20 protein-coding genes and 2 pseudogenes are annotated in these 24,893 nt (G+C 38.6%); 6 read left to right on the forward strand and 16 right to left on the reverse strand.

What is annotated here, in order from left to right; translation table 11 throughout:
- Positions 1–272: 272 nt before the first annotated feature.
- From KQI58_RS11175 to queG, 5 genes and pseudogenes are all read right to left on the reverse strand, one after another.
- A pseudogene (locus KQI58_RS11175) lies at positions 273–389 on the reverse strand (single-stranded DNA-binding protein); the annotation flags it as partial.
- Positions 390–418: 29 nt separating this feature from the next.
- Positions 419–1,282 (reverse strand): nucleotidyl transferase AbiEii/AbiGii toxin family protein, encoded by an 864-nt coding sequence (locus tag KQI58_RS11180; protein WP_216409079.1) that lies wholly within the window; start codon positions 1,280–1,282, stop codon positions 419–421.
- A gap of 16 nt (positions 1,283–1,298) precedes the next feature.
- Positions 1,299–1,892: a type IV toxin-antitoxin system AbiEi family antitoxin domain-containing protein gene (locus tag KQI58_RS11185; protein WP_070504966.1), complete on the reverse strand. Its 594-nt coding sequence runs from the start codon at positions 1,890–1,892 to the stop codon at positions 1,299–1,301.
- Between the two features lie 485 nt (positions 1,893–2,377).
- A complete protein-coding gene (locus KQI58_RS11190) occupies positions 2,378–2,932 on the reverse strand; it encodes a hypothetical protein (protein ID WP_216409080.1) in 555 nt (184 codons plus the stop codon).
- A 367-nt stretch (positions 2,933–3,299) separates the two neighbouring features.
- Positions 3,300–4,442 carry a tRNA epoxyqueuosine(34) reductase QueG gene (gene queG / locus KQI58_RS11195; RefSeq protein WP_216409081.1) on the reverse strand — a complete coding sequence of 381 codons (1,143 nt, stop codon included), beginning with the start codon at positions 4,440–4,442 and terminating at the stop codon, positions 3,300–3,302.
- A gap of 1,121 nt (positions 4,443–5,563) precedes the next feature.
- On the opposite strand from queG, the gene KQI58_RS11200 reads away from it, so the two are divergent.
- The 5 genes and pseudogenes from KQI58_RS11200 (at position 5,564) to KQI58_RS11215 (ending at position 7,688) form a co-directional block, all read left to right on the forward strand.
- Complete coding sequence (locus KQI58_RS11200; RefSeq protein ID WP_216409082.1) at positions 5,564–5,767, forward strand: hypothetical protein; 204 nt, start codon at positions 5,564–5,566, stop codon at positions 5,765–5,767.
- Positions 5,768–5,840: 73 nt separating this feature from the next.
- A complete protein-coding gene (locus KQI58_RS23285; RefSeq protein ID WP_437177520.1) occupies positions 5,841–6,017 on the forward strand; it encodes a hypothetical protein in 177 nt (58 codons plus the stop codon).
- 166 nt (positions 6,018–6,183) lie between these two features.
- Positions 6,184–6,567, forward strand: a complete 384-nt coding sequence (locus KQI58_RS11205; RefSeq protein WP_216409084.1) for a hypothetical protein — start codon at positions 6,184–6,186, stop codon at positions 6,565–6,567.
- A gap of 46 nt (positions 6,568–6,613) precedes the next feature.
- Entirely contained in the window at positions 6,614–7,177 is a 564-nt protein-coding gene (locus tag KQI58_RS11210; RefSeq protein WP_216409086.1) for a DUF2922 family protein, read from the forward strand.
- Between the two features lie 92 nt (positions 7,178–7,269).
- Positions 7,270–7,688: pseudogene (locus tag KQI58_RS11215) on the forward strand (phage holin family protein).
- 172 nt (positions 7,689–7,860) lie between these two features.
- Here the strand turns inward: KQI58_RS11215 and tkt are convergent.
- From tkt to KQI58_RS11250, 7 genes are all read right to left on the reverse strand, one after another.
- On the reverse strand, positions 7,861–9,837 hold the full coding sequence (gene tkt / locus KQI58_RS11220) for a transketolase (RefSeq protein ID WP_216409089.1): 1,977 nt from the start codon (positions 9,835–9,837) through the stop codon (positions 7,861–7,863).
- Positions 9,838–9,872: 35 nt separating this feature from the next.
- Positions 9,873–11,147, reverse strand: coding sequence for a PTS ascorbate transporter subunit IIC (locus tag KQI58_RS11225; protein WP_216409091.1), 1,275 nt, complete (start codon positions 11,145–11,147; stop codon positions 9,873–9,875).
- Positions 11,148–11,161: 14 nt separating this feature from the next.
- Positions 11,162–11,446, reverse strand: coding sequence for a PTS sugar transporter subunit IIB (locus tag KQI58_RS11230; RefSeq protein ID WP_216409093.1), 285 nt, complete (start codon positions 11,444–11,446; stop codon positions 11,162–11,164).
- A gap of 2 nt (positions 11,447–11,448) precedes the next feature.
- Positions 11,449–13,512, reverse strand: a complete 2,064-nt coding sequence (locus KQI58_RS11235; protein ID WP_216409095.1) for a BglG family transcription antiterminator — start codon at positions 13,510–13,512, stop codon at positions 11,449–11,451.
- A gap of 738 nt (positions 13,513–14,250) precedes the next feature.
- Positions 14,251–15,576 carry a 6-phospho-alpha-glucosidase gene (locus KQI58_RS11240; protein WP_216409097.1) on the reverse strand — a complete coding sequence of 442 codons (1,326 nt, stop codon included), beginning with the start codon at positions 15,574–15,576 and terminating at the stop codon, positions 14,251–14,253.
- A 30-nt stretch (positions 15,577–15,606) separates the two neighbouring features.
- Positions 15,607–17,187, reverse strand: coding sequence for a PTS transporter subunit EIIC (locus KQI58_RS11245; RefSeq protein ID WP_216409099.1), 1,581 nt, complete (start codon positions 17,185–17,187; stop codon positions 15,607–15,609).
- 45 nt (positions 17,188–17,232) lie between these two features.
- A complete protein-coding gene (locus tag KQI58_RS11250; protein WP_216409101.1) occupies positions 17,233–18,033 on the reverse strand; it encodes a carbohydrate deacetylase in 801 nt (266 codons plus the stop codon).
- A gap of 156 nt (positions 18,034–18,189) precedes the next feature.
- On the opposite strand from KQI58_RS11250, the gene KQI58_RS11255 reads away from it, so the two are divergent.
- Positions 18,190–18,906 carry a MurR/RpiR family transcriptional regulator gene (locus KQI58_RS11255; protein WP_216409110.1) on the forward strand — a complete coding sequence of 239 codons (717 nt, stop codon included), beginning with the start codon at positions 18,190–18,192 and terminating at the stop codon, positions 18,904–18,906.
- Positions 18,907–19,165: 259 nt separating this feature from the next.
- Here the strand turns inward: KQI58_RS11255 and KQI58_RS11260 are convergent, their stop codons facing one another.
- The 4 genes from KQI58_RS11260 to KQI58_RS11275 form a co-directional block, all read right to left on the reverse strand.
- Positions 19,166–20,554, reverse strand: a complete 1,389-nt coding sequence (locus tag KQI58_RS11260; RefSeq protein ID WP_216409111.1) for a family 16 glycosylhydrolase — start codon at positions 20,552–20,554, stop codon at positions 19,166–19,168.
- 344 nt (positions 20,555–20,898) lie between these two features.
- Entirely contained in the window at positions 20,899–22,449 is a 1,551-nt protein-coding gene (locus tag KQI58_RS11265; RefSeq protein ID WP_216409112.1) for a hydantoinase/oxoprolinase N-terminal domain-containing protein, read from the reverse strand.
- Complete coding sequence (locus KQI58_RS11270; RefSeq protein WP_216409115.1) at positions 22,442–23,545, reverse strand: DUF917 domain-containing protein; 1,104 nt, start codon at positions 23,543–23,545, stop codon at positions 22,442–22,444. Before KQI58_RS11270 ends, KQI58_RS11265 begins: the two co-directional genes overlap by 8 nt.
- Before the next feature lie 2 nt (positions 23,546–23,547).
- Complete coding sequence (locus tag KQI58_RS11275) at positions 23,548–24,834, reverse strand: cytosine permease (protein WP_216409116.1); 1,287 nt, start codon at positions 24,832–24,834, stop codon at positions 23,548–23,550.
- Positions 24,835–24,893: the final 59 nt, after the last annotated feature.

Below are 24,893 nucleotides of genomic sequence, written 5' to 3' on the forward strand. Positions count from 1 at the left end.
CCGTCATTATTATACAATGAGACAATCGATAAGGACTAGCTGATTTCACGATATAAAAACCCCAATTACGATTTATTTTTAAACAAAATGACTTCGTTTCTAAGAATTGAACTAAAAAATATGCGGCGCACAGAACGCGCCGCATATCGGACTAAGTTTTATTCGAATTCCTCTTCACCAACACGATTTTATACGAAAGCTTCCTTGAATAATAGTGATCATTTTCGCCATATTACACAATTGATAAAATCAGCGTCTCGATTTCCTGACTAATTGGTAAAATTTCTGTTTGCTGCTAATGTAACGGTTGCTATAGAATTCCCGTCAGGTATAATACGTAAATCTAGATCTTTCATTAAACGGGCAACTAGCACGACATTGTTTATCATGATTACCGCTCTATTTTATTAAAATGATGTTATCTTTTTCGCTGGTCTGAGATTTTTTCTTGTTCGATACATTCGTTTAGAATCTGTTTGATTGAATCCACTGTTTCATCATAGGAAATATCTTTAGCGAACGGATTTTCTTTTTTATATTTATCCCATCGATCTTTTAATTCTGTACTATTAGCAATAGATTCCATGGATCTATCGTAGTATGATTCTAATTTCTCTAAGTTTCCTCTTTTCGAAAAAGTATTTCTCACACTTTTGTATAATGATTTTTGATCAATCTCTTCTAACTTAGGAATCGTATATAAATCATAAAAATCTTTAGCTCGTGAATTATCCACTCCAAAACTTAGTGTTGCGCTCAATTTTTCTGCGATTATTTGTTCGATTGGATATGCTGGGATTTCTATTATTTTGTCTTCAAACATCAACTTATGTTTATGCTTTGTTACTTCAGGTAAAATGGAGTCTCCTGTTGTTAAATCCATTTTAAAGGGAACACGTGTATTTTCTAAATAGCCAAATAATTTCACTTGGAAGCCAGGATAATAATCTGCCTCTCTTGTTTCTGAAATACTCTTAATCTCAAATTTTATTCCTTCCTTTGTCGACTGTTTAACTAAATCATTAAACACTTTTAAAATATTTTCTTCAGTAGCTTTGAATCTTCGAATAGTCGTATCAATATCAATTGTGGATCTTGTATTGATTCCATACTTCGAACCCAATAAGAAACCACCTTTTAGAATAAAATCGTCTTGATAAGAAGACTCTGCGATTTTCTCTAAAAATTTATCCATCATGTAGTGACGCTGCACAAGTTGTGGATTCAATCCTGTTTCTCTCGCAACATTTCTGGTTTTAGCTGAAAACTGAGTTGGTGTCATAATCATTATCCTTTCATCAATATAGAGCTTCCATATAATTAGCTAATCTCGGATCTACATTCAATTTCTCCCTGTATTCTCTCAATTTCATTGGATCGCGATCCTTTTCACGCATATAGTCTTTTAAGGCATCTAGCTTGGTTTCAAACGTGGCATTATATCGAGGGTTCCACATATCACAAATTGTTCTTTCTTTATTGTATACTCGAATCGGATTCCCTTGATATGAGTTAATTTCAATTACTCCTAAATCAAAAACTTTGTCCTTAACTTTATGGATACGTACAAATTCTTCCTCTAAATATTTTCTCTGAATATGATAATTTGAAGGGACTGACAAATGAATTTTTTTAGGAATATTTGTAGAAAGAGAATACAAATCTAAGGCTGTTTCATGTGAGAATACCCCCTTTGAAAACCTACACTGAATCATATACAGTTCATCTACTCCATGTCCGTCAAGTACATAATACCCTCTAGTAATTCGTACAAGTTTTCCCGTCTCTACTAAACGCTGGACTGTTGCCCCTGCAATTCCTTCAGTTCTTGCCTCTCTCATTGAAAGATTCCCGTCTCTCTTTTCTAATAGCTGAAATAGTTTATCTTTCAAAGATATCCCCCCTTATACATTACATTTAAACCCTCTAAATTATATCATGAGGGTTTAAATGTAACAATAGGTCTTATCTGTCTAAATCTATCTCTCTTCATAATTGTTGTTGACACTTTAATCCTGAAGCTTCTGTTTAATTTTTTGCTTCATTAATCTTTGATTTTTCTGCTTGTAAATCAACTTCTAATAAATGTACAATGAATGTTTTTATATTCATCAAGAAAGATTCATGTGTTCCTTGTTTACTACCGATTCTTTTCAGATAAGATTCTCAGTTATAGGAACTTTGAAAACATAATAAAAAAGACCGAACACCATGATTCGTGTTCGATCCTTTAAACTCAACCAAGCCGCTCCAAAACGCTCGCTATCTCAGTCAGGGCTTCTGGGTCGGTTTCAGTGGTCCCCCCTTAATCCACTCCCGTATAGATAGGTAAGGAATGCCTAAACAAATGCCTTATTAGCGCTAAGCACTCTGATATTCAGGCTGCTTCCAAAGTTATCCGATAACACTTTAGTTCACCATTTTCTACTATCTTCAGCTTGATTACATCCGAATCCTCTTTTGCCAACAGCTTCGGCATTAAATAGGTCCCGATGATTTCTTGCTCTGAAGTTCCTTCTTCAAAAAACTCTAGTTTGTTTGAAACTGCTCCTGTTTGCTCCGTGCTTGAATAGAAGGAGTAGCTGATCACCGTGTCATTGTCGCTTTTTCCATATTTCAGCATTTCAGAATTATCCACTAGCTCCAATCCGAAAATACCTAACGTGTCCTCTAAACTACACTCTCCCCACTCAGTCTCATTGTTGCTAAAAATCTGCTGAATGTCTTCTATATCATTCGAGGATAGCGCTTCGGCAATCACTTCAAAATTATCTGCCGCCATATTTTGTCTAAACTTATACAAAATGTCTCCAGACTTGTTCAGGACATTGAATTTAAGTGTCGTTTCACCCTTCAAAGTAGTAACCATAATGATACGCCCAACCTGATACTCACCATAATGCAGCAATTCCTTCTGAGCCCATATTTTCATGGAACATCCCCCTAGAGTAGCCCTTTTTTTAAGTATAATTCATTTTGAATATCCAGCCTAGATGTTTCATCTATAACAAAAATTGTTTTTTTTGAAACATTTTAAAAAATTGGGTAGTTGAGTTTGTTGGAGTGATTTGATGTATATTAAGTCCTTATCGAAAAAAAAAGAGACGCCAATATAATTAGCAATCTCAAAAAATCGTTCAGTTTATACTTGGACCATCTGCTTTTCATAAACCTATCCTACAAAACTGGCTGCTAGTTGGAATAATGTCCACCGCACGATCCCACCAAGCCGTAATCAGTGCATCAGAGACCTCTGAGACGGGTAGCCCACCAATAACTCGTGTTCAATCTTTTTTTACTTAACTTAGCCTTTCCAAAACATTTGCTATCTCGGTCAAAACCTCTGAATCAGTCTCCGTATCTTTCAATTTCTGCAACAAACCAATCGTTTCCTCCGGCGCTTTCTTGCTCAACTGCCCCAATGCCCAAACAGCTGTACCTCGAATAACTGGTCGCTGATCCTGTAGACAGGCTTGGATTTCTGGCAGTGCTTCTTTACCGCCAAGATTAGCTAAGGCGATCAGTGCATTGCGCTGCAACGGTTTTTTTCCGCGCCAAGAGCCGGCTAGGTGTCCGAATTGTTCTTTGAATTCGCGATTTGAGATAGAGAGGAGCGGTGCTAGTTTTGGATGAACCTCATCGATTTTGGGTTCCATCTCTTCGTGAAAATGAAAATCTTTGCCGCGGTTATACGGACAGACAAGCTGACAAATATCGCAACCGTAGATCACGTTACGCATTTTCTTTCGATATTCCTCCGGCATCATGCCTTTGGTTTGGGTCTGATAGGAAAGACATTTTTTGGCGTTCATCCGACCGTCTCCCAATAAGGCACCGGTTGGACAGCCAGTAATACAACGTGTGCAATCGCCGCAGCCGTTTGGCACTGGCTGGTCGGGTTCAAATTGGATATTCGTGATGATCTCCCCAAGATAGACGAAGGAGCCATATTCTTCCGTGATCAGTAAACCGTTGCGACCGATAAACCCCAGACCCGCTCGTTGCGCAACTGCTACATCCACTAACTCACCTGTATCGACCTGCGGAGCAAATCGCCATTCCGCTTGAATCTGTTCCGTCTCCGCCTGTTCTTTGATAAAGGCAATCAACTTCGTCAATCGTTCTTCTAATATATTGTGATAATCCGTTCCCCACGAAGCACGGGCAAATTGTCCGCGTTTTTCATCACGGGGAACCTTTTCATGAATTTTTGTCGGATACGCCAAGGCAATCGCGATGATGCTTTTGGGATCTTCAAAGGTTTCTTCTAGATACAGCCGTTCTTTGATGTTTTGATGTTCAAAGCCGGATGTATGCCCCAGCGCGCGCTGCTCCAGCAAGGATTCCTCCATATAATCAAAAGGATCAGCTGTTGTAAAGCCGATTTTATCAATCCCAAGCTGCTTACTTTCAGCGATGATCCGTTCTTTTAAGGTTTTCATCGTTCCACTCCTAGTTCGTATTAAGGAATTCATTTTTCTAAAAACCGAAAAATGAAGTTGATTCTCACCACGTATGTCATTCTACTAGACCTGCTAAAGCAGGAAGTAAAACTGAGATCCTAGTTCGTATTAAGGGATTCATTTTTCAAAAACCGAAAAATGAGTCTGTTTCTCTCCACGTATGTCATTCTACTAGACCTGACAAAGCAGGAAGTAGAGCTGAGATTCTGACACGAATTTACAGGCCCTACTATATCACATGTTCCTTGCTAGCAAAAGAAATCCTCCCTGTTCCTTGTCCATTTCCTCAGCAAACGAAGTCAACGCTTCTTAAGGATCATCCGCTATTTAACCGCACCTTGCGAATTAGGAATATTGATTCTGCGTGAGGAGCAGCGTTCCATTTATGACAGCAGTACGTTAGATACGTTGAAGACGTTCCATCAGACTCATCGTTTTTTCGATTATTCAATAACTCGGTGCTGTTTCAAAGCAATTGACGGTTTCTCTACCTATTCAAAAACATAGTTTCATGGATCAAGTCGAAAAGACAATCTATCCCATATGTTACTTACAACGTGAATGGAGTACTTAAGTAAGTTATTTGCTGAAACAGCAAGAGAGTGACGCTCAATCATAAACCAGTAGACCCACTGTAAAGTTCATTTGTGAGATTCCTAGTGGGTTATTTGTGTGTTTACTGTTAGACAAAATGTACAAAAAGCCCCGCTATTTTGCCTATTTTCACAGAACATCCTGCTTACTAGTTATTAAGGAAATATTAAGTCAAACGAGCAATCAATAAGTTTTTTAAAACTTTTTTTGTAAGAGTTTTTGAGTATAAAAGCTGGCAAACCAATATTCCTGTTCCATGCATAAAACATAAAATGTGTCAAAGTGGGCAAAATTGCATTCGCCCCTGAAAATTGCACGTTTTTTGAGGTGCTTTTTTAACGAAATCTCTTTCCTATGCGATTCCTCTCAAAAAAAGAACAAAAATTCGTGCAATTTTGACCCCAAAATGTATTTTTGCCGGTTTTGACCAAGTTTGTGTTTCCCCTTTATCGTTAAGTCACCGGCCGGAACAAAAAAATAGAAATACTATAACGGAGGAATAAAACATGAAACAAAAAATTGGCAACAAATTACAAGTACAGATCGACGCAGGAGAAGACAAATTAAGAAAGGTGAACTTCCAAAACGTCATCGATGAATCAACCGAACAAGCGGTGCTAGAACTGGGGGCTATCCTGACAGAACTTTCACCAGAGAACAGCAACCTAGACGGCGTGATCCTAACTAGTCGATCACGCTATACCAAATAAGAAAGGAGGAAATTAAATGTTAAAACTTGTCGCAACCTTTAGAACCAGCTTGGGAAAAAGCCAAACCTAGAGTTTGAACAATCCAGACCCTAACAAGGCCCCAAGCGAAGTCAAAAGTCTTTTACAACGGCTAACAGGGATCAAACTTTTCCATAAAGATGGCGCAGATCTCTTCGATACAGTCGAAAGCGCGAAGTATGTGGAAACAAACGAAACAATTATTTTCGATAACACACAGGAACAACCGTAGCATCATCACTTGACTAAAATTTGAGAAGTCGCGGTAGACGTGCCGCTCTTCTCTATTAAGAAGGATGTCAATTCTTGCTTTAGCAAGTTAAAAAAATTATCAACGGCATTCGAATCGAACGATTTTTTGCAAAAAAACTTTAAAACGAATTAGGAGGATAAAATCCATGAATGAACTAACTTTAACGCACCAACAAATTTTTTCACTAAAACCCGAGACACTTGAGGCACGAATTATGACCTATTACCAAGAAACCCAAAACAGCAGCTTGACGATCAAATATATTATGGCTTTACGCGTCCGCTTTAAGCTTGGTGCGCAGGAGTTTGCGAACATTCTCAGCGATCTTGTCCGCTATTTGTTTATGAACACCAAAGCAACACGCACCATGAAACGCTTTTTCTATTTTTTTCAGGATTATTTTGAAGCTCCGAAATGGAAACGACTAACGATGAGGGTCTTCCCTTTACGAAATTTTGTGAAGAAAGTTTTGTCTGTCGCTCGTTCACTGGTTTCACTTGTACACCCTGAAGAAAATACAGAGACTTGATAAGAAAAAAACTACACAGAAAAATAAATGAGAGGAAAGAAGAAGAATGATTACTGAGTCTACAAAACTGGTCACGACCTTTTTAAAGAGTGACCAAAAGAAGCACAACTGGACCTATCAAGATGTGGATACAAGCTTGTCGGCACAAGAGATCAAAGAAGCTTGCGAATTACTAACGACCTTAGACCTTTTTGAACAAGATGGCGTAAAACTATTTGATTCTGTTGTTATGGCAAAGTTCGTTTCTACCAAAGTAACGACGCTGTTTGACCTGAAAAATGAAATCGATGTGGATCAAACACAACCATTTTATGAAGCAACCTGTGAAGAGGTTCGCTGTTTTGAAGTACCAGAAAAAAACAAGGAATCCGAACACGTTCAGCTCCAGCTGCCTGTGGCGGTTATTCCTTTTAGTAAAACCCAATTACCATTAGAAGTGAATGAACCTGTCACCCATCCAGTAACTGTAACTGCACCTGCACCTGCCAAACGATTGACTGAACAGCCAACGAGGAAAGAAGCAAATGACAAAAAAGGCCTACTTCAACGAATGTTCAGGCGAAAACAGCGGAATAAAGATGACCAAGCAAATCATGAATCTAGCACTTAAACGCTACTCTCCATTCTATCTCGCGTAGGATACTGACACCTGCGATTGAAACTGCAGGTGTTGATTAAATCAATTGAAAGAAGGTATTTGAAATGACTCTTTTAGCAATGTTATCAGGAGGAACCCTCGTTAACTATTTATTTGGCGGAAGTGTCCCTATCATGGGCGTCTTCTTGACAATGGTTGGTTTGGACCTTTTTACCGGCTATGCCAAAGCACTGAAAAGCCACACGTGGGTCTCCTCTATCAATCTTTACGGACTATTTACCAAGTTCATTACGTTTTCAACGATCATCTGCGCCGCAGCTTTAGACAAACTGGCTCCTGTTGTTGGCATCGCACTGCCTATCAATGTCGCCCTAATTTGGACTCCCCCCTTGATTCTGTACGAGATCGGGTCGATTTTAGAGAACGCGCATGTTTTCGGTCTAAAGATCGCGTGGCTGCAGTTTTTGAACGGGATGTCGGAGAGTTGCCTGATAAGGATGACCAAGAGAACAATGTGCAATAAAAAAAGCGTCCATACTGAAAGCCTGAAGCGGCTTTGCAGTATGGATTGACTTTGCGTGGAAAATAGCCGAACAATCAAGCCCTATCGTTATTGATAGGGGCAAGATCGTTCGGCTCTGATTTAATGATTGGTCATTCTTAAGACTTTTTCTTCAGTCTCAACTTGAATCAAGCTATTTATTTTTTTCGATTAGTCGTTGAGCTTCTTCAATAATATGATCGACTGTAAAATTGTAGTCCTTCAACAAATCTCCAGCAGGAGCGGACTTTCCGAATTGCTCTAAGCCGATCGATGATCCATTGACGCCTACATATTTGGACCAGCCAATTGTTGAACCCAACTCAATTGATAACTTGTTATCAACGTTTGTTGGTAACACGGATTCTTTGTATTCTTCGCTTTGTGCATTAAATAGCTCCCAGCTAGGCAATGAAACAACGTTTACTTTATACTGTTTAAGCTGTTCTTTTGCTAACAATGCCATTTCAACTTCAGAACCACTTGCAATTAGAATTAAATCTGGATTTTCTGAGTCTTTAGATAGGACGTATCCGCCTTTTTCAGCATTTTCGTAATTGACATTTTCAATTACCGGTACATCGTGTCTTCCGAGAGCGATTAGGAATGGACGATCTTTAGATTGAGCTGCCAGTTTCCATGCAACGATTGTTTCGTTAGCATCCGCTGGTCGGTAAACAACTAGATTAGGCATCGCTCTTAAAGATACTAAGTGTTCTACTGGCTGATGAGTTGGTCCATCTTGCCCGACTTGTATACTGTCATGGGTCATGATATAAGTCACAGGAACACCCATCAACGCAGAATGACGAATGGCAGAGCGCATATAGTCAGAAAATACTAAGAAAGTTCCGCAATACCCTCTTAACCCACCATGCAATGTCAATCCGTTACAAATTGAAGCCATGGCAAATTCGCGAACACCAAAATAGATATTGGGACCTTCATGATTTTCTTCATCCATAAATGGTAGTCCCTCTATTGTTGTCTTGTTTGAAGAGGCTAGATCGGCAGAGCCTCCGACTAAAATTGGTAAATCTTTGTAAATTCGGTTCAACATTTTTCCACTAGCAGTTCTTGTTGCCATTTTTTCTTCTGTAAATGGTGTCAAAGCAGTTTCCGTTACTTCAAATTCCTCCTGAATCACTTTTTTCAATTCTGCTGCCAATTCAGGATACTCATTTGAATATTCGTTCATTAATTCATTCCATTGCATTTCTAGGTTTTCACCATTAATAGCAATTTCATCAAAATTCGTTTTTACATCCGTAGGTACAAAGAAATCGTCATATTCCCAGCCGATTGCTTCTTTGATTTTCTTGGCTTCTTCGGCACCGACAGGGTTGCTGTGGATCTTCTCAGTCCCCTGCAAGGTTGAGCCGAATCCAATGATTGTTTTTACTTCAATTAGCGTAGGTTTCGTCGTTTCAGCTTGAGCTTCTTCGATTGCTGCGGAAATTTCATCTAAATTATTCCCATCAGTAACGTAGAGCGTTTGCCAGTTCATTGCTCTGAATTTTTCTTGAATATCTTCATGGGCTGATTGCGTTAATGGCCCATCTGACGTAATGTCATTTGAATCATAAAGAACAATTAATTTTCCAAGTCCTAATTTTCCAGCAATAGCGGCCGCTTCTAATGCCACCCCTTCTTCTAAATCGCCATCTCCACATACGGTATAAGTGAAGTGATTTACTACATCAAAGTCCTCTTTATTAAACCGATCTCTTAAATGTGCTTCAGCAATAGCCATTCCTACTGTCATTGAAAAACCTTGCCCTAATGGTCCTGTTGTTGCTTCAACCCCTGGCGTGTGGAAGACTTCTGGATGTCCAGGCGTCTTACTGTCTAGTTTTCTAAACTGTTTAATATCATCCATTGATAAATCATAACCGGATAAATGCAGCAACGAATACAACAGCATCGAACCATGACCCGAAGTTAAAACAAAGCGATCTCGATTAAACCACTTAGGATTTTTAGGATTGTGGTTCATATGATGCCTAAATAGTTCATACCCCATAGGTGCTGAACCAAGGGGTGCACCCATGTGACCATGATTGGCATTTTCAACGCTGTCAACAACCAGATTTCTCATAGTAGCAACCGATTTTAGATCAATTTTATTCATTAGATTTCCTCCATTAAATTCGCGATAGTTGAAATTTAAAATACACTTTGTAATAATTGTCCGATATAATAGACTAGTAGTCCGACAATGTTAAAGTCTGTTTCTGGGAAAGATGTCCCAGTCAATCCAATATTTTCCATAATTGGGTAAATTAATGTTGGGCCAACAGCAATTAAAATCCCGACAACAAAGGAGCCTACCACGCATCCTTTCCATCCGCCGGTAGCATTACCGAAGACACCTGCGGTTGCGCCAATGAAAAAGTATGGAACTGCTACTGGAATGATTACGATTGTTCCAATTAGCCCCATGATAACCATGGTGACTAATCCACCAGCATAGGCTGCTAAAAAACCAATTACAGTCGCTGTTGGAGCAAATGGAAAGACCACAGGACAATCTAAAGCCGGGCGTGCGTTAGGAATGAGCTTTTCAGAGATCCCAACAAACGCGCTGACGATTTCTCCCAGAAACAGTCGAACTCCGGTGATAATTACATAAAGTGCCGCCGAGAAGCCTAATCCCTGAAATAATGGATAGACTAACCAGTTCACTCCACCAGATAATTCCTCTACTGCTCCTTTTCCCGCAGCAATCGCCGCAATGTAGAAGAAAATAATCATCGTAATTGAGACACCTACCACATAATCCTTAAACATCGTTAACCAGCCGGGTAAGTTTAAATTTTCAGTACTATCTTCCGGTTTTCCGACCTTTGAACCAATCCATCCAGAGAGGGCATAACCGACTGTTACGTAGTGTCCCATCGCCAGTTCATCATCACCAGTGACTTTTCGCATGTATGGTTGGGCAATGGCTGGAAATACCCCTGCACAAATCCCTAAAATGATTCCTCCCAATACGATAGTCAACGAATTGCTCATTCCTAGTGCTTTGAACATAATTGTCAATAAAGCGGCTAAATAAAGATTGTGCTGTCCTGTTAAAAAGATATATTTTAATGGTGTAAACTTAGCAACTAGTAAATTGCACAAAAACCCAATCAACATGACTAATGAAACCGTAGTACCGAACTTATCTTGGGCTAAAGCAGTTACCGCCTCAGCTAATGGCAGAACTCCCTTCAACCCAAAACCTTCCGCAAACAACGCTTGAAAGCTATCTAAGGAAGTTACTGCTGCTGCCGATCCAACGCCAAAAACTAAGAATCCAACAATTGTTTTTAATGTGCCTGAAATGACCTTATCGGCAGGTTGCTTTTGCAATAACAGCCCGGTTAAGGCAATAATACCAACTAAAATTGGTGCCGAAGCGAGTAAGTCAAACACCACTACCTTTAATACTTCCATTGTTTTTCCCCCTTTTATGACTTCTGACTATCAAAAAATGCCTGCAATTTCGTCTCGATTTCCTTTTTGTCCATCAAATTATTGATCCCGATAATATATGGAACCTGCCCTTTTAATTCATCTGCTACATCAGCCATTGTGATCAATACGTCTCCTTTAAAGCTTTTCACATCATCTAAAGTGCTGTGCTGTACCTCTAATGGAAACGACTTGGCTCTCACCACTTGATCCACTTTGATTTTCAGCATCATACTTGACCCCATTCCTGTTCTACAGGCAATCAATGCTTTTTTTATCATTCCTACATCCTCTCTTTCTCAAAACGTTTGATATACGCGATAATCTCTTCCGGATCTGTAGCATTATCCAATACCTGATAGAAGCTTTCCTGATCCAGCAATTCTGCTAGCTCCGACATGGCTGTTAAATGAGTCTGATTATCCAAGGCACTTAAACCAAAAACATATTTCACTGGATCATTTTCCTTGTTACCAAAAACTACAGGGGTCTTTAAGGTAGAAATACTAATCCCGATTCTTCTCGCCCCTTCTTCAGGTCGGGCATGTGGTAGAGCTACGTGTTTAGTAATGACAATGTAGGGGCCGGTTTCTTTCGTTGTCTGAATCATTCCATCAATATAGCTAGGCGTGGCAACCCCTGTACTGACTAAAACATCTGTAGACTTACGGATTGCTTCCTCCCAGTTCGTAGCCTCTACCTGTAGTTTTACAAGATCCTTATTGGTAATTTCACTTAACAACGGATACTCACCTCCTTCTTCGATGATGATTCTAGAATGATTGACATCTGCTTGAATAAGCAGCTCATTTTCAATTTTTTCATATTGTTCTCTCGTCACATACTTTTTCACTACCTTAAGTGTCTCCGCAAGTTTTGAGTCTAGTAACGATTCATCGTCTAGAATCTCATACACACGTCCAATCAACTCAAATTTTTCTTTTGATGTCATAATTGGATTTACGACAATAAATGGAATTTTCATACTCAACATGTCCGTGGTGATCGTCGTCGTAAAAACAATATCAAAACTTTCAAAAGCTATTTTTCTGCGAAAATCTCGCACGATAAACTCTATGCTAGGAAATAAGGACTCTAATTCTTTTTGTAAAATGATTGATGTGCCAATGCCGTTTGGACACAAAATCAATCCCCGATTTCTCTTTACGTGCTCTTCCTGTTCGTCAAAAGCCGATGCAGCAAAATGAACAGTTAAAAAAGCAATTTCATCTGTTGGCAATTCTCTATCAAATAACGGTTGTAAAGGCCGGATTGCTTCGTTAACTAGGGCATACATTTCTGGATACTCTTCTTGTATTTTGTTCGCTAAAGGATTAACGATAGGTAAGTGATAAAAGATCCGATAATAGCTAGGTCTAAAATGCTCATACAACCTGCGAGTAACAGCATCCTTATCTAAGAAACGAATACCTGACAAGCTTTCAAATCGTGCAATTAGTCGTTGAATGATTTTTACAATCATGGCTTGATCTGATGTTCTATTATCGATATTTCCAGCTGACAATCCTAAAATCCAGGCAGAAATATAGAGAATATTCTCTGGTAATTCTATTTGGAAAAAATTACAGACATGAAGACTAAACTGATACTCGTTCGATTGATGATCGATAAAATCACTAACCATCTTCTGAGGTCGTTCATATTTAAATCGCTGACTCAAAAGAATGAAGCAATAGGTAAATTCTTTGAGTTTGTTTTCAAAAAAAGAAATATTATTTTTTTCGCTCGCTTCTAAGATTTTGTCTTCAATTTCCGAGTAATCAATATCTAATTGTTTTTTTAAGAAACTTTCTAGAAAAAGTTCTCCATTGTCCTGATGCAGAAAGTTAATTACCGTGTTCATTACCAAATACCTTATATCTGCTTCATCGCCCTGTATAAAATACCCTTTTGTTCGAGTGTATCCAACGTTGATATCATTTTTTTGGAGCCTTCGTTTCACCTCCTTCAGATCATTTACAACAGTTGATCGACTACTATCCAACATTAAAATTAAGTGGTCCAACGACAAATAGTCCAATGAACAAGAAAGCGTTAGTAAGATCATTAATTGTCGATTTCCCTTCGAATGATACACATCTGAAAAAAATTCCATTTTCAGTAAATAATTTTGTAAGAATTTTTGAACGGTATGATTTAAAATGAGTTCACTGCTCGATACCTTGACCAACTCTTGATTGTCTTCAGCCAGCAGCTCGTTTATCTTTTTTATAGAATAAGTAATCTGCCTCCTTGTTAGTAAAAATTTTCTTTCTAATTCTGCTGTACTTCTTTGATTTCTAAAAGCAATCTCATGAAGAATAGATAAATCTTGACTATCAATCATTTCCCTCAGCTCCTACCTAGAATATAATGGCTGCGTTTACATCCTTTAATCGCTATTCAATTCATCTTTTGTTCTCCCCCTTAACAAAAATTAATCCGTTCAAGAAAACATATAGCTTATTAAGCGTGTATTAAATAACAAAAATAGCTTGTAATTAGTTGTAATTTTATTGTGTTGTTTTGCCATCACTCTATAAAATACTCTTGATCTGTTGATAAACTATTAGAATAAATAAAATTAAAATAAGTAACGACTCCCTCCTCTGCCAATTCCGAAAAAATTCACTAGTACTTTGATAATTCAGTAATGATATTTTTAATACAGTTCGAGTTCTTCTGCTTTCAGATTTACTATAGAGAACTCTGAGATTCAAAATTACATGAAAAAAATAAGACCAACCACCGATTATGATGATTGGTCTTTAAAGTTTAATCTATTCGAGTTGTATACACTATGCGCTAATTTCTACTACAAATTACTTCTTTACTAAAATCTGAAATTTCATCGTCTTCAATCTAAAGTTAAAATAACTACTACTAATTTTGGAATTCAGTTGTATCAATCGAACCATTTGTTTGAATGACTTGTTACGGCTAATACATTGAGGCATTGACTGGATAAGTCAACAAGAGGCGCTAAACTCGAAAAACCGAGCTTAACACCTCTTGTTTTATAGAATAAGCCACCTCATACAACAATACAAGGGATTTCGTTTGCATAAGAAATCACTACAAATAATTAACGTAATTCTGGCCATAAACCTCGGTTTGCTTCATACAACTCATCCAATACTTTTTTTCCAACGGTATAGTTCGGAATTGTTTTATTGAGCATGACCGCTTCTAAAGCGATTTGATAAGAGCCTGATAACGCTGCATCCACCGTCATTTTCTCGTAAGCTTTTTGCATCTCCATTAATCCCTTTTGAAAAGTAGGAATCTCTCCAATATTAATCGTTTCTGCACCCATTGAGCCAACATATGCTGGAGTCTCTACTACCGCTTCTGAATCAAAATTAGCAATCGCCCCATGATTCTTTTTGTTTACCGTGAAACGCTCTCTCGTGTTATGAATAATCGCATAGGCAATATCAACAATATAATTCCCATGTACTCCTGCATGAAGGGATGAATCTTTGGCTGATCCTGCCGCAATCACGCGTCGACATTCATCATAAATCCTTTTTTCACGACCTTGCATGACATAATCTCCACGTGTAAAACTTGGATCATCATGAGCGATCATCTCATCTGGTGTTAAATAATATTGTAAATAGCAATTAGGAAAATATTCCGGGAAACGTTTAAACAGACTGATCATTTGTCTATAGGTGTCAATCCAATATTGATCTCCTTCGGTCTCTTCATTCGACATAAGTAACGTCGTAATTTTTCCAGACAAAACATCTTCACGAAGCTCCGGAAGTAAATCTTTTCCATTTTCATCAATAATATTGGTCCACCAGCCAAAATGATTCAACCCAAAATATTTAAACGTTAAATCTCTCAAGTTTTTATTAAAATATTTTGCAATCGCTCCTTCAATCGAAATCGGCATATCACAAATACATAGTACATTAGCGTCTGGAAATTCACGATAGATAGCTTCAGACAGTATAGCTTCGGGGTTTGTATAATTTAAAATCCAAGCATTCGGACAAATTTCTTTTACTTTGCGAATAATTTCCAACACTGCTGGAATTACTCGCATTGCAAACGAGAAGCCTCCAAGTCCGCAGGTTTCCTGCCCAACCACGCCATTTCTTAAACAAATCTTCTCATCAATTGCTCTTTGCTTGTTTAAGCCTGGACGTATTTGCATAAATAAGAAATCAGCTCCTTGCAGCGCCTCATCGATATCCGTTGTATAAGATACATTCACCCTTGAACCAGTTTCACTGTAATACATTTTTGTATACTGACCCAGAAGATCTACTCGTTCCTTGTCATTATCATATAGAACAAGATCCGTTAAATGTAATTCTTCTGCACGCTTACGCAAGACTTCTAAAATTCCAGGTGATTGAGTTGAACCTCCACCGATCATTACAAATTTGTTTCCCATCTTTATTTCCTCCAATTAATCCATTTTCTCCTATATTTTTACAGCCTTTTCATGAGCCATATAGGCCTCTACCTTTTCCCTTTCTTCTTCGACACCGACACCAATAATTATTTGAATGTGTTTGCCTTTATCTACAATTCCAGATGCTTGAACTTTTTCTTTCAAGATTTGCATATTTACTTTATCGGCATCTTTCACATCTACGCGAAGTCTTGTGTAACAGTTGATAATGCTATCGATATTATCTGTGCCACCAAGGCCGGCTACGATATTTTTAATTTGTGGTTCGAATTCTGAATCGCTATCAATTGAACTGGTGGATGCTGCATTTTCATCAATTACTACAGCTTCCATTGATGTATCTTTCTTTTCTCTTCCCAAAGTAGGAATATCTAATTTAACAATTAAGGTCTTAAATACAAAGTATTCCAGTACAGCAGTTAGTACAAAAACAATTGGAATCAAATATTGATGGCCTAATCGACTTGGAAAGGCAAAGCTATTGATAATCATATTGATACCGGTATCGAATTGAATATTAATTCCCACTAAATTCGTTATTAGCATACTTAATCCATAAACGATTGAATGTGCTAACCATAAAATTGGTGATAAGAATAAGAAGAGGAATTCTAAAGGTTCGGTTACCCCTGCTAAAAATGCTGTAGTCACCGTCGGAATCAAGATCGCTGCTACCTTTTTTCGATTTTCAATACGTGCGGTTTTCCAAAGGGCAAAGGCAATCCCTATTGGTAAAGAAATTGATCCGAAGTTTGCTAGATAGCCGATAGATGGATGCATCGCTGTAATAGACCCTGCATTCCCTAACTCCGCTAACCAGATATTAAATGCACCGTTATAAGCATGCCCTGCAATTTCTGCAGTTCCTCCAAGCGGTGTATAAAAGATCGGCATCCACAAGAAGTGATGTAATCCCAACGGTAATAGCAAGCGATTCAAAAATCCATAGAAAAAGAATCCTACAGAACCTGCAGTAGTGGTGGTTTTAACGGTTGCTTCAACCGCTGAGTTCACTGCTGGCCAAATATAAGTAATCCCCATTGAAAATAGAATCGTTGCAAAAACAATCAAAATATAAGCAGATTTTGTTCCTGAATAGGGAGACAAATATTTGTGAAGTTTGATTTCTCCAAATTTGTTAACCATCAATCCAACAAAAACACCTAGTAAGATTCCTAAAAAGACACCCATATCTGTGACTTGAATTCCAAATACCATCCCTTGACCAGTTCCATACAGCCCTTGTTCTCCAGCTTTTGCTAATCTATTAGTTATTGTTAACCAAGCATTATTCCCGTATAAGAAAACCAGATACGTAATAATCCCAAGTATGGCAGCATCTGTTTTATATTTAGGCTTTGCTAACGCTGCGGCAATTCCCACACAAAAAATGGCGCTTAACTGACCAATCATCCCACTAGACATAATATTGAAAACAAAATTCCCAATATCTTTTGAAAAAGTCGGCATCATGTCTAATTTAAGAATCGCACAAACAGATAAAATGATCCCCGTCACCGCCATAAACATAACCGGTTGAATGATTGCTTTAGAAAAAGTACTTGCAGACCTCATAAATTTTTCTTTCATCTCATATGTCTCCTTTTAATTTGCTTTCAACACAAAGGCTTCCACTTACTCCGCTAAAGTAAGAAAATCTCCATAGTGACAACACGCTATTTTTTGTTCTTCTAAAATCTCACGAAACATTGGATCACATAATAAAGTAACTTCTTTGATACGTTGAACATTGAAGGAAGAGTTGAAATACAATGTTTCATCCACAAACGCCGGGTGAACCATTAATTCTGTGACTTCATCTTCCTGAACTAAATCTAAAATGGACTGGATTTCTTCAAAGCATTCCGCATGTCGTTCCTTCACTGTAAATTTAAGATCACGAATCTCTGGGTGATCCATTAAATCTAAGAAACCGTGGATTCCTTTTTGATAAGGAAGAGATAGCTTTTCCTCAAGTCCGTATGAATTTCGAAAACACATATGGTATTTTTCGGCTATCTTCTTAGTAATCTCATGATTTTCGGGAAATGTATGCACATGATGATGACTATCAAGATGAGTTAATGGAACACCCTTTTCCTTCAGATAATCAATCTGTCTGCACCATTCATTGAAAATCTCATCAGCATCCATCCTGTTACGATGACGTCTATATTCTGCTAGATTAAAAAAATTTCCATCTTCTCTGGTTAAGGTTCTATTTACTGTCATTGGTGTACCGCAGGTCAACACTAAATGCCCCCCTACTCCTAGATCAGGATTTTCTTTTGCTAGTTCGATAGCCTCATCACACCCTGGCATGTTAGCCATTAATGTGGTAGATGTTAATACGCCATTCTTATAAGCTTCAACAATACCTAGATTTACCGCAGTCGAGTAGCCAAAATCATCAGCATTGATAATTATTTTTTTCATAACTTTACCTCTTTCATAAAAGAAATTACTTTCATACAATTGTATTTGCTTTCTTTATGAGTGTAGTATAAACTTCGTAGAGAACGCATACAACACTTTGAAAAAAGGATGGTTGTTCTTTCGATTATTGAAAGTAATTTCACTAGGAGAGTAATTATGAAGAAAATTTACTATTTTAATCGATTACTACCGAATAGTAATCTTAGAGATGATGATGAAAAAATCATCGAGAATATTATTGTTGATATTGAGGAAAAAAGACCCATAGCGATAAAGCAAGTGGCAGAACAGAATTTCACTTCGCAATCCTCCATTAGTCGTCTAGCAAGACGCGCTGGTTTTAAAAATTTCAAAGAATTTATCTTTTTCCTGGAAACAGAATTTTCTGTCAAATCTAACGAACAAATCGATAATCTTCCCTTTGCTAGTTCTTCACACAGTTGGGAAACTATCGATGAGTGTTTTTCAAATGCATTTTCTTCGAAAAAAATATACCTTTTTGGCGAAGGTTTTTGCCAATTTCTGGTAGATTACACATACCGAAAACTTCTTCTCAAAAAAATATATGCAATTGATCTCGAAGGAGTTGAAATCAGTTTAGTGTCAGATGAAACACCTCACACTTTGATTACTTTTTCTCAATCAGGTGAAAATAGACATGGCTTAATCAAAATGAAGGAATGTAAAAATTATGGAGGAAAAGTTATTGCCATAACCGCAACCGATAAGTCTAGTTATGTAAAGCAAAGTGATCTTTCGTTTATTGTTGATAGAGGAACTACAGGTGTTGATCACGAAAACCAGCATTTAAATTACTTTTTTGGGAATTCTCTAAACTTAATAGAATACTTAATTGGAATATATACTAAATAATTTCACGCTTTATCTTTATGATCAATAGGTTTAGCAAGTAGACTTTTTAGCGCACTAACTATTTTACTCTTTATCTATAATATGTAATCTGTTATTTTCGACTTTCTAATTCTCCTCAATTTTCTTTGTTCTTGCCAAAAACTCCTTTAGTCTGATAATCAGACTAAAGGAGTTTTTCATGAATGCCATCCCTTATATTTAGTAGATCAAAAACTACTATTACCAAGTTGTTTACCTTTGTATCTAAAAATGATCATCCTTATTCAAGTGACCATTGACTACGCCAAGCTCCGGGATGTATTTTCCCCACTTCCAAATATCCAAGATTATTTTCGGTATGAATAATTTGATCGTTTTTCCATCGATTTACAAAACGTTGATAACCATCAACCGTTTCAATTTTCCATTGTCCACTCCAAGCAGTCTCTTGTAGAGCACTATGTTCTATATACCCTTTTTGATTTTCAATATTCAAGATTTCACCATTGTGAATATTTTTTATCAAATAATATTCTCCTTTAGGTACCAATTGCCATTTCGACTTCTCATCTTCTTTGTCTATTAAAACAACTTTATCACTAGTTGCATCTAATGCCATAAGTTGATTAGTATCACGATTTTTTATTGATTGAGTTGGAAGTTCATAGCCGCCATTTTTCTTATATACTCGTACATAATCAATTGCCCACTCTTTCGGAAAATTATCATCGTGTTTACCTGAACCGGAGTCTGTATATATATTTAAAATCATTCCCATGGGATAATCAGGAGATTGATTAATTGTTCTGAATAATTTTCCATCAAAGTAGAATTTTAGCGATCCTGGTTGCCAATCCAACCCATACGTGTGATAATCATTCGTTAAACTATCTAACCCTACTTCCCCTGGTACCACAGCTGCTCCACCACCTAAAGTTTCCGTTGTACTATCAGTCCATGAGGTTGAAAAAAATGGATCATTCCATCCGAATGTACAGACTTGCCATAGTCCCTTTTGCCAATTTGATTCCAAAACACCTTTGTTTTCAATTGGCCGAACCACATTTTTACTGTAATCAAAAAATGTTTCAATAATATCAATTTCACCTGTCTCCTTTGAATTGCTCCAGTCGTTAGTATCATTTTGCATTCCAACTAACCACCATGCTTGATGACCTCCACCCAGAGATTTACTTAACTTGGCGCGTATTTCAAAGTAACCATACTTAGTAGCATATCCTCCAGTTTTATCATCTCCCAGCATCTCGTCTTCTTTAGCAATTGGAGACATCAAATTTTTTGAGTTACTGAAATTATGAATCCAGTTTTTATTAAAGGACTGAATAGCACTTGACTTAACTCCATTTGTCCCGTAACCATAATTATCTTTATCAAGTGTCGGAGCCCACGGTTTCTGATCTTTTGTAACCGACTCAATTAGTGCTCCATCTTCAAATCGATAATTTGCTTTAGCATCCTCTGGATTATCCGACCAATGTTCTAGATAACGATCTGTCCATTTCGTTTCGTCTAAAGTAGGACCATTAAACTCATCAGAGAAATCCAATGTATACCCTTCTTTTTCAGGAACAACTTCGGAGGCAGAAGCAAATGTTTTAAATCCTAATATCAAAGTAGACAACAATAGAGAAAACAGTAGTTTTTTCATTCTTTGTAACCCCTTCCAACTTTTACAATAAACTTATCATGGGGAAGGCTTAAAATAAATAAAGCTCGAGTTATCTGGACGCATATTCAAAAAGTGAAAATAGTTTCACTACTGCGTTGTTACCCTATTTTTTATTATTGTGTTGTTTTATCATACCAACGAATAAAATGAACAGCTTTTTTCTAATTATGCTAAAGTTCTTGATAACCGCTATTAGAATCAAAATTCATAAAAAACGAGTTATTATAGAGTTCTTAATATCTTAAAATTTCAGAGTCATTAAACAAAAACAGAGCCGATTTAGAAAGTTCATTTTCTAAATCGACTCTATTTTCATTTATAAGTTATTCCATCTTCCCTACAACTTTCACTCGAAGTCGTGTCGCATTTTCTGGGTGGTAGGCCAGTGGGGTTTCTTCGACTTCAACCAGCTCTATGGTTTCTTCGATAGCCCCTGCCAATTTTGCTTGATGCGCCGCTTTTTCTTTAGCGTCATTCATACTATCTTCTCTTGATAGTTTTGTATAAATGTAGATTTGTTCGTATTGCCCGCTTATTTGCGCAATGGACGCTCCGATCGCATTGGCGACGCCGCCATGTGGATTGTGATAAACGTTTGCTACTCCGGCTAATTCTTGCGGAATGATGATTGCACCACCGCCGACTAATATCAGATCCACATCGCCGGAGCTGGTTTTCATTTTATCAATCGCTTCTTCGGTCATTTGTTTGATCGTTGCATAGGCTTTTTCGGCAAGCTCCAGCGGAACATCTTCAACTAGTGTTTTGTCTCCAATATCGGCAAGGCCCAAACGTACAGCGATATCGGTGGTCGTTAATTGCTTTCCGCCAAATACCCGTGCTTCTTCAGTAATCTTATAGCCAACACTATCTGGTCCGACGGTAACCTGATCGCCTACCTCACGAACGATACTTCCGCCACCGAGTCCAATCGAAACGATGTCCGGCATTCTGAAGTTCGTTCGAATCCCACCAACATCAACCGCTATTGACGATTCTCGCGGAAATCCATCTGCTAGTACGCCTAAATCGGAGGTCGTTCCACCAACGTCCAAGACGATGGCGTTTGTGATTCTAGCTAAATAAGAAGCTCCGCGAATACTGTTCGTCGGGCCGCAGGCGATAGTTAAAATAGGAAAGCGTTTCGCGTATTCAATCGACATTAGTGTTCCATCGTTTTGACAGAGATAAATCTCAGCATCATTGATCCCTTCACTTTTCAGTGCACGTTCAAAACCGCTGCTGGTTAACGCCATTACCTTATCTAACGCTGCATTCAAAATCGTGGCATTCTCTCTTTCCAACAGTCCGACAGAACCAATTTGTGAGGAGCAGGATATCGGAATGGATTCACCCAGTAGTTCTTTTGCCCATTTTTCGACAAGCAGCTCTTGATCGTTTTTTAGCGAAGAAAAGACGCCGACAATCGCTAATGATTCAATTTCCCCCTGCCAATTAGCTAACACCGTCTTGATTTCATCTTCATCCAATTCCGACAAAATCTGACCATCGTATTCATAGCCGCCATGTAATAGTTCATATTTTTCTCCGAGACATTCGATCATGTCTTCTGGCCAAGCCGTGAAGGGTTTAACAGAAGCTGTGGCCGGATATCCCAGCCGAATCACTCCGACCTTCGATAGTTTTTTTCGTTCAACGATCGCATTGGTACATTGAGTGGTACCAAGCATCGCGTGACTGATACTGCCTGCTTCAATCTGAGATTCAGCCATGACCTTATGCAAAGCCGCTTCGATCCCTGTTTGAATATCCCCACTAGTAGGGACCTTAACACCATGTACAAGCTCTAAATTTTCATTAATGATCACAGCATCCGTATTGGTCCCGCCTACGTCAATTCCAATTCTATACATGCTTTTGTCCCCCTTTTACCGCTAACTCCTTCAACGGAATATAGTCCAAGTCGTAGCCAAAATAACGTGGCCCAACTGTCTGGATGCCTTCTTCGGTTTGCCATTTTTCATGACAAGGTAATGCCAAAACGCGGATTCTTTTCCCATATTTTAACGCCTCAGTGGTCACGGGCATCAAGGTTTCTAAGTCAACCATACAGATCAGATCGGGCGTCATGGTGATAACACTACCATCTTTTTCAGCAATCAGGTTTTCATTTTGGAAATAGATCTTCATAGTCGATCCTGCATCTTGATTCAAGCCTTCCAGAGTTGCTTCCCCGAAGTTAAAGCCGCCTTCCACTTTACGGATAACATCCATCATCTTCCCTTGGAACAGCTCTAGGCCATCGATTAATTTAAGCAGCTTTTCTAATTTGCTTGACTCTTCTAAACCGTTGCTACGGATTACTTCCCCGATTTTCTCTGACAGTGTTACGATGCCGTGAATACCATGATCTTTTAATTGTTGTCCAGTTGCTGGGTAAATGCTGATCAATGAACTAGCCCCCATCTCAACCGTTTGTACTCGGGCTAATCGCTCTGTCCACTTGTTGCTGATTGTTTCTGAAATCCCGATATTCCCTTTTTCATCCGTGATAGCCATCGGCGTCGAGGAGACACCGCCTAGATTGAAGGTCGTCATCTGCAGCTCCGGAAACGCTCGGCCCATTCCATCACAATCGACAATCGGAATCCCTTGAGACGCGGCCACCACGATGGGAATCATTGAATTCACACCGCCTGCCTCCATTGGGAATGTTCCGGCAATTTTTTCAATCCCTAAATAACGACTCAGCTTCTGGAAAACACGAAGAAACTCGTCGCCTTTTGGAAATTTCTCGATCAATACTGAAGGAGCACCCATCATGGCTGAGGGAATAAAAAAGTCGTCATCCTGAACCTCATCTGGAGAAATCAAACGTACCGGACCGTGTTCCTTGATCGCTGAGAGGGCCATCATTTTACCAATATAGGGATCTCCGCCGCCGCCTGTTCCTAAGAACGCTGCTCCGACGGCAATATTTTCAATTGCTTCTTCATTTAAATAACGCATGGTTATTCCTCCACTTCTTTTGTATGCATTGCTGATTCATTTGTTTCTTTCATAAAAAGCTTGTTTCCAATCAAATAACAGCTAAAAGATAAAATGATTCCGATCAATGGCTGATTAGGAAATTGCGGCAGCGATGGGAAAAAGCCTAGCACTACAGGAATTACTGCAATGACCGCGCCGATTAACCAGGAAATGATCCCCAGCCAATTAACTCCTGAAACGGGTGCCCATTTTGATGAATCGCCTTTTTGAACGACCCAATAAGAGGCGATCATTACTCCAGCAACTGCCGGAACCATCGCTGATAGGATGGACATAATTGGCACGAAATAATTTAAGATTCCCACAACTGCTAGCAAGGTTCCGATACCCCCAGCAATTGCTACGGCGACTTTTTCTTTTTCTTTTGAAATACCAAACACGTTAATAATGGCTAAGCCGCCCGAAAACGCGTTAATGACGTTGGTTTTCCAAGTCGCCAAAATGAGTGCAATCCCTCCGATCAGCGGTGAGCCAATATTCATGAACACACTGCTAATATCAGAGGTTTTATTGACGATAGCTAAAATGGCTCCAACGGCAATCATCAATACGCCTGCCGGAATGATTCCAGCACTTGCGGCTTTTACCACATCTGAACGTTTTCCTGAAAATTGCGAATAGTCACCAGCGATGACTGCCCCTAAGGCAAATGAACCGATCGTTACCGCCAAGCCGTCAAAAAATGAAAGCTGACTCGTCGGCTGATACGTCTGTAAAAGGTGACTGCCTTGTCCAGAAGAAAGAGCTTCGAACAGACCATATAGACAAACAATGACAAGATACGGAACCGCAATATAATTGATCAGACGAATCAAACGGATGCCATAAATTGCTGTAACAAGCATAATGATTCCCCATATGATTGAGGAAATGGGGACAGAAATATGGATACCGTATAAATTCAAAAGATTAGCAAAGGCTGCTCCAGCAACATTTGTTTGGATGCCAAACCATCCTAAGCAAGCAATCGCTAAAATAATGGATATGATTCGTTGCGATCCGACCTCGCCGAAAACCTGCTTTGCAATTTGAACGGTCGGTTTATGGAGATCCACGCTTTGCGTTCCTTGAAGGATCATAATGACTACTGTAATCGCGTATCCGATCAAGCCCACTAATAACGCTTTTCCCAAACTCATTCCCGATACTAAGGTGCTGCCAATTAATAAACTCGGAACACAGACCATCGAACCGCCCCAAATAAATGCTAAGCTGTACCAGGATTGTGTTTTATTTTTATCTTCCATATCGTTCCCCCCTTGTATAAATCCCGATTATACGTGAGGCAAAAGCAGATGTCTTTTTC

The organism is Enterococcus raffinosus, assembly GCF_018917525.1.
GTDB classification, from domain to species: domain Bacteria; phylum Bacillota; class Bacilli; order Lactobacillales; family Enterococcaceae; genus Enterococcus_A; species Enterococcus_A raffinosus_A.

What these genes read in the sequence shown, in the direction of transcription:
- KQI58_RS11180 (WP_216409079.1), bottom strand. Translation starts at nt 1,282, where the DNA reads ATGACACCAACTCAGTTTTCAGCTAAAACCAGAAATGTTGCGAGAGAA.
- KQI58_RS11190 (WP_216409080.1), bottom strand. Translation starts at nt 2,932, where the DNA reads ATGAAAATATGGGCTCAGAAGGAATTGCTGCATTATGGTGAGTATCAG.
- queG (WP_216409081.1), bottom strand. Translation starts at nt 4,442, where the DNA reads ATGAAAACCTTAAAAGAACGGATCATCGCTGAAAGTAAGCAGCTTGGG.
- KQI58_RS11200 (WP_216409082.1), top strand. Translation starts at nt 5,564, where the DNA reads ATGAAACAAAAAATTGGCAACAAATTACAAGTACAGATCGACGCAGGA.
- KQI58_RS11205 (WP_216409084.1), top strand. Translation starts at nt 6,184, where the DNA reads ATGAATGAACTAACTTTAACGCACCAACAAATTTTTTCACTAAAACCC.
- KQI58_RS11210 (WP_216409086.1), top strand. Translation starts at nt 6,614, where the DNA reads ATGATTACTGAGTCTACAAAACTGGTCACGACCTTTTTAAAGAGTGAC.
- tkt (WP_216409089.1), bottom strand. Translation starts at nt 9,837, where the DNA reads ATGAATAAAATTGATCTAAAATCGGTTGCTACTATGAGAAATCTGGTT.
- KQI58_RS11225 (WP_216409091.1), bottom strand. Translation starts at nt 11,147, where the DNA reads ATGGAAGTATTAAAGGTAGTGGTGTTTGACTTACTCGCTTCGGCACCA.
- KQI58_RS11230 (WP_216409093.1), bottom strand. Translation starts at nt 11,446, where the DNA reads ATGATAAAAAAAGCATTGATTGCCTGTAGAACAGGAATGGGGTCAAGT.
- KQI58_RS11235 (WP_216409095.1), bottom strand. Translation starts at nt 13,512, where the DNA reads ATGATTGATAGTCAAGATTTATCTATTCTTCATGAGATTGCTTTTAGA.
- KQI58_RS11240 (WP_216409097.1), bottom strand. Translation starts at nt 15,576, where the DNA reads ATGGGAAACAAATTTGTAATGATCGGTGGAGGTTCAACTCAATCACCT.
- KQI58_RS11245 (WP_216409099.1), bottom strand. Translation starts at nt 17,187, where the DNA reads ATGAAAGAAAAATTTATGAGGTCTGCAAGTACTTTTTCTAAAGCAATC.
- KQI58_RS11250 (WP_216409101.1), bottom strand. Translation starts at nt 18,033, where the DNA reads ATGAAAAAAATAATTATCAATGCTGATGATTTTGGCTACTCGACTGCG.
- KQI58_RS11255 (WP_216409110.1), top strand. Translation starts at nt 18,190, where the DNA reads ATGAAGAAAATTTACTATTTTAATCGATTACTACCGAATAGTAATCTT.
- KQI58_RS11260 (WP_216409111.1), bottom strand. Translation starts at nt 20,554, where the DNA reads ATGAAAAAACTACTGTTTTCTCTATTGTTGTCTACTTTGATATTAGGA.
- KQI58_RS11265 (WP_216409112.1), bottom strand. Translation starts at nt 22,449, where the DNA reads ATGTATAGAATTGGAATTGACGTAGGCGGGACCAATACGGATGCTGTG.
- KQI58_RS11270 (WP_216409115.1), bottom strand. Translation starts at nt 23,545, where the DNA reads ATGCGTTATTTAAATGAAGAAGCAATTGAAAATATTGCCGTCGGAGCA.
- KQI58_RS11275 (WP_216409116.1), bottom strand. Translation starts at nt 24,834, where the DNA reads ATGGAAGATAAAAATAAAACACAATCCTGGTACAGCTTAGCATTTATT.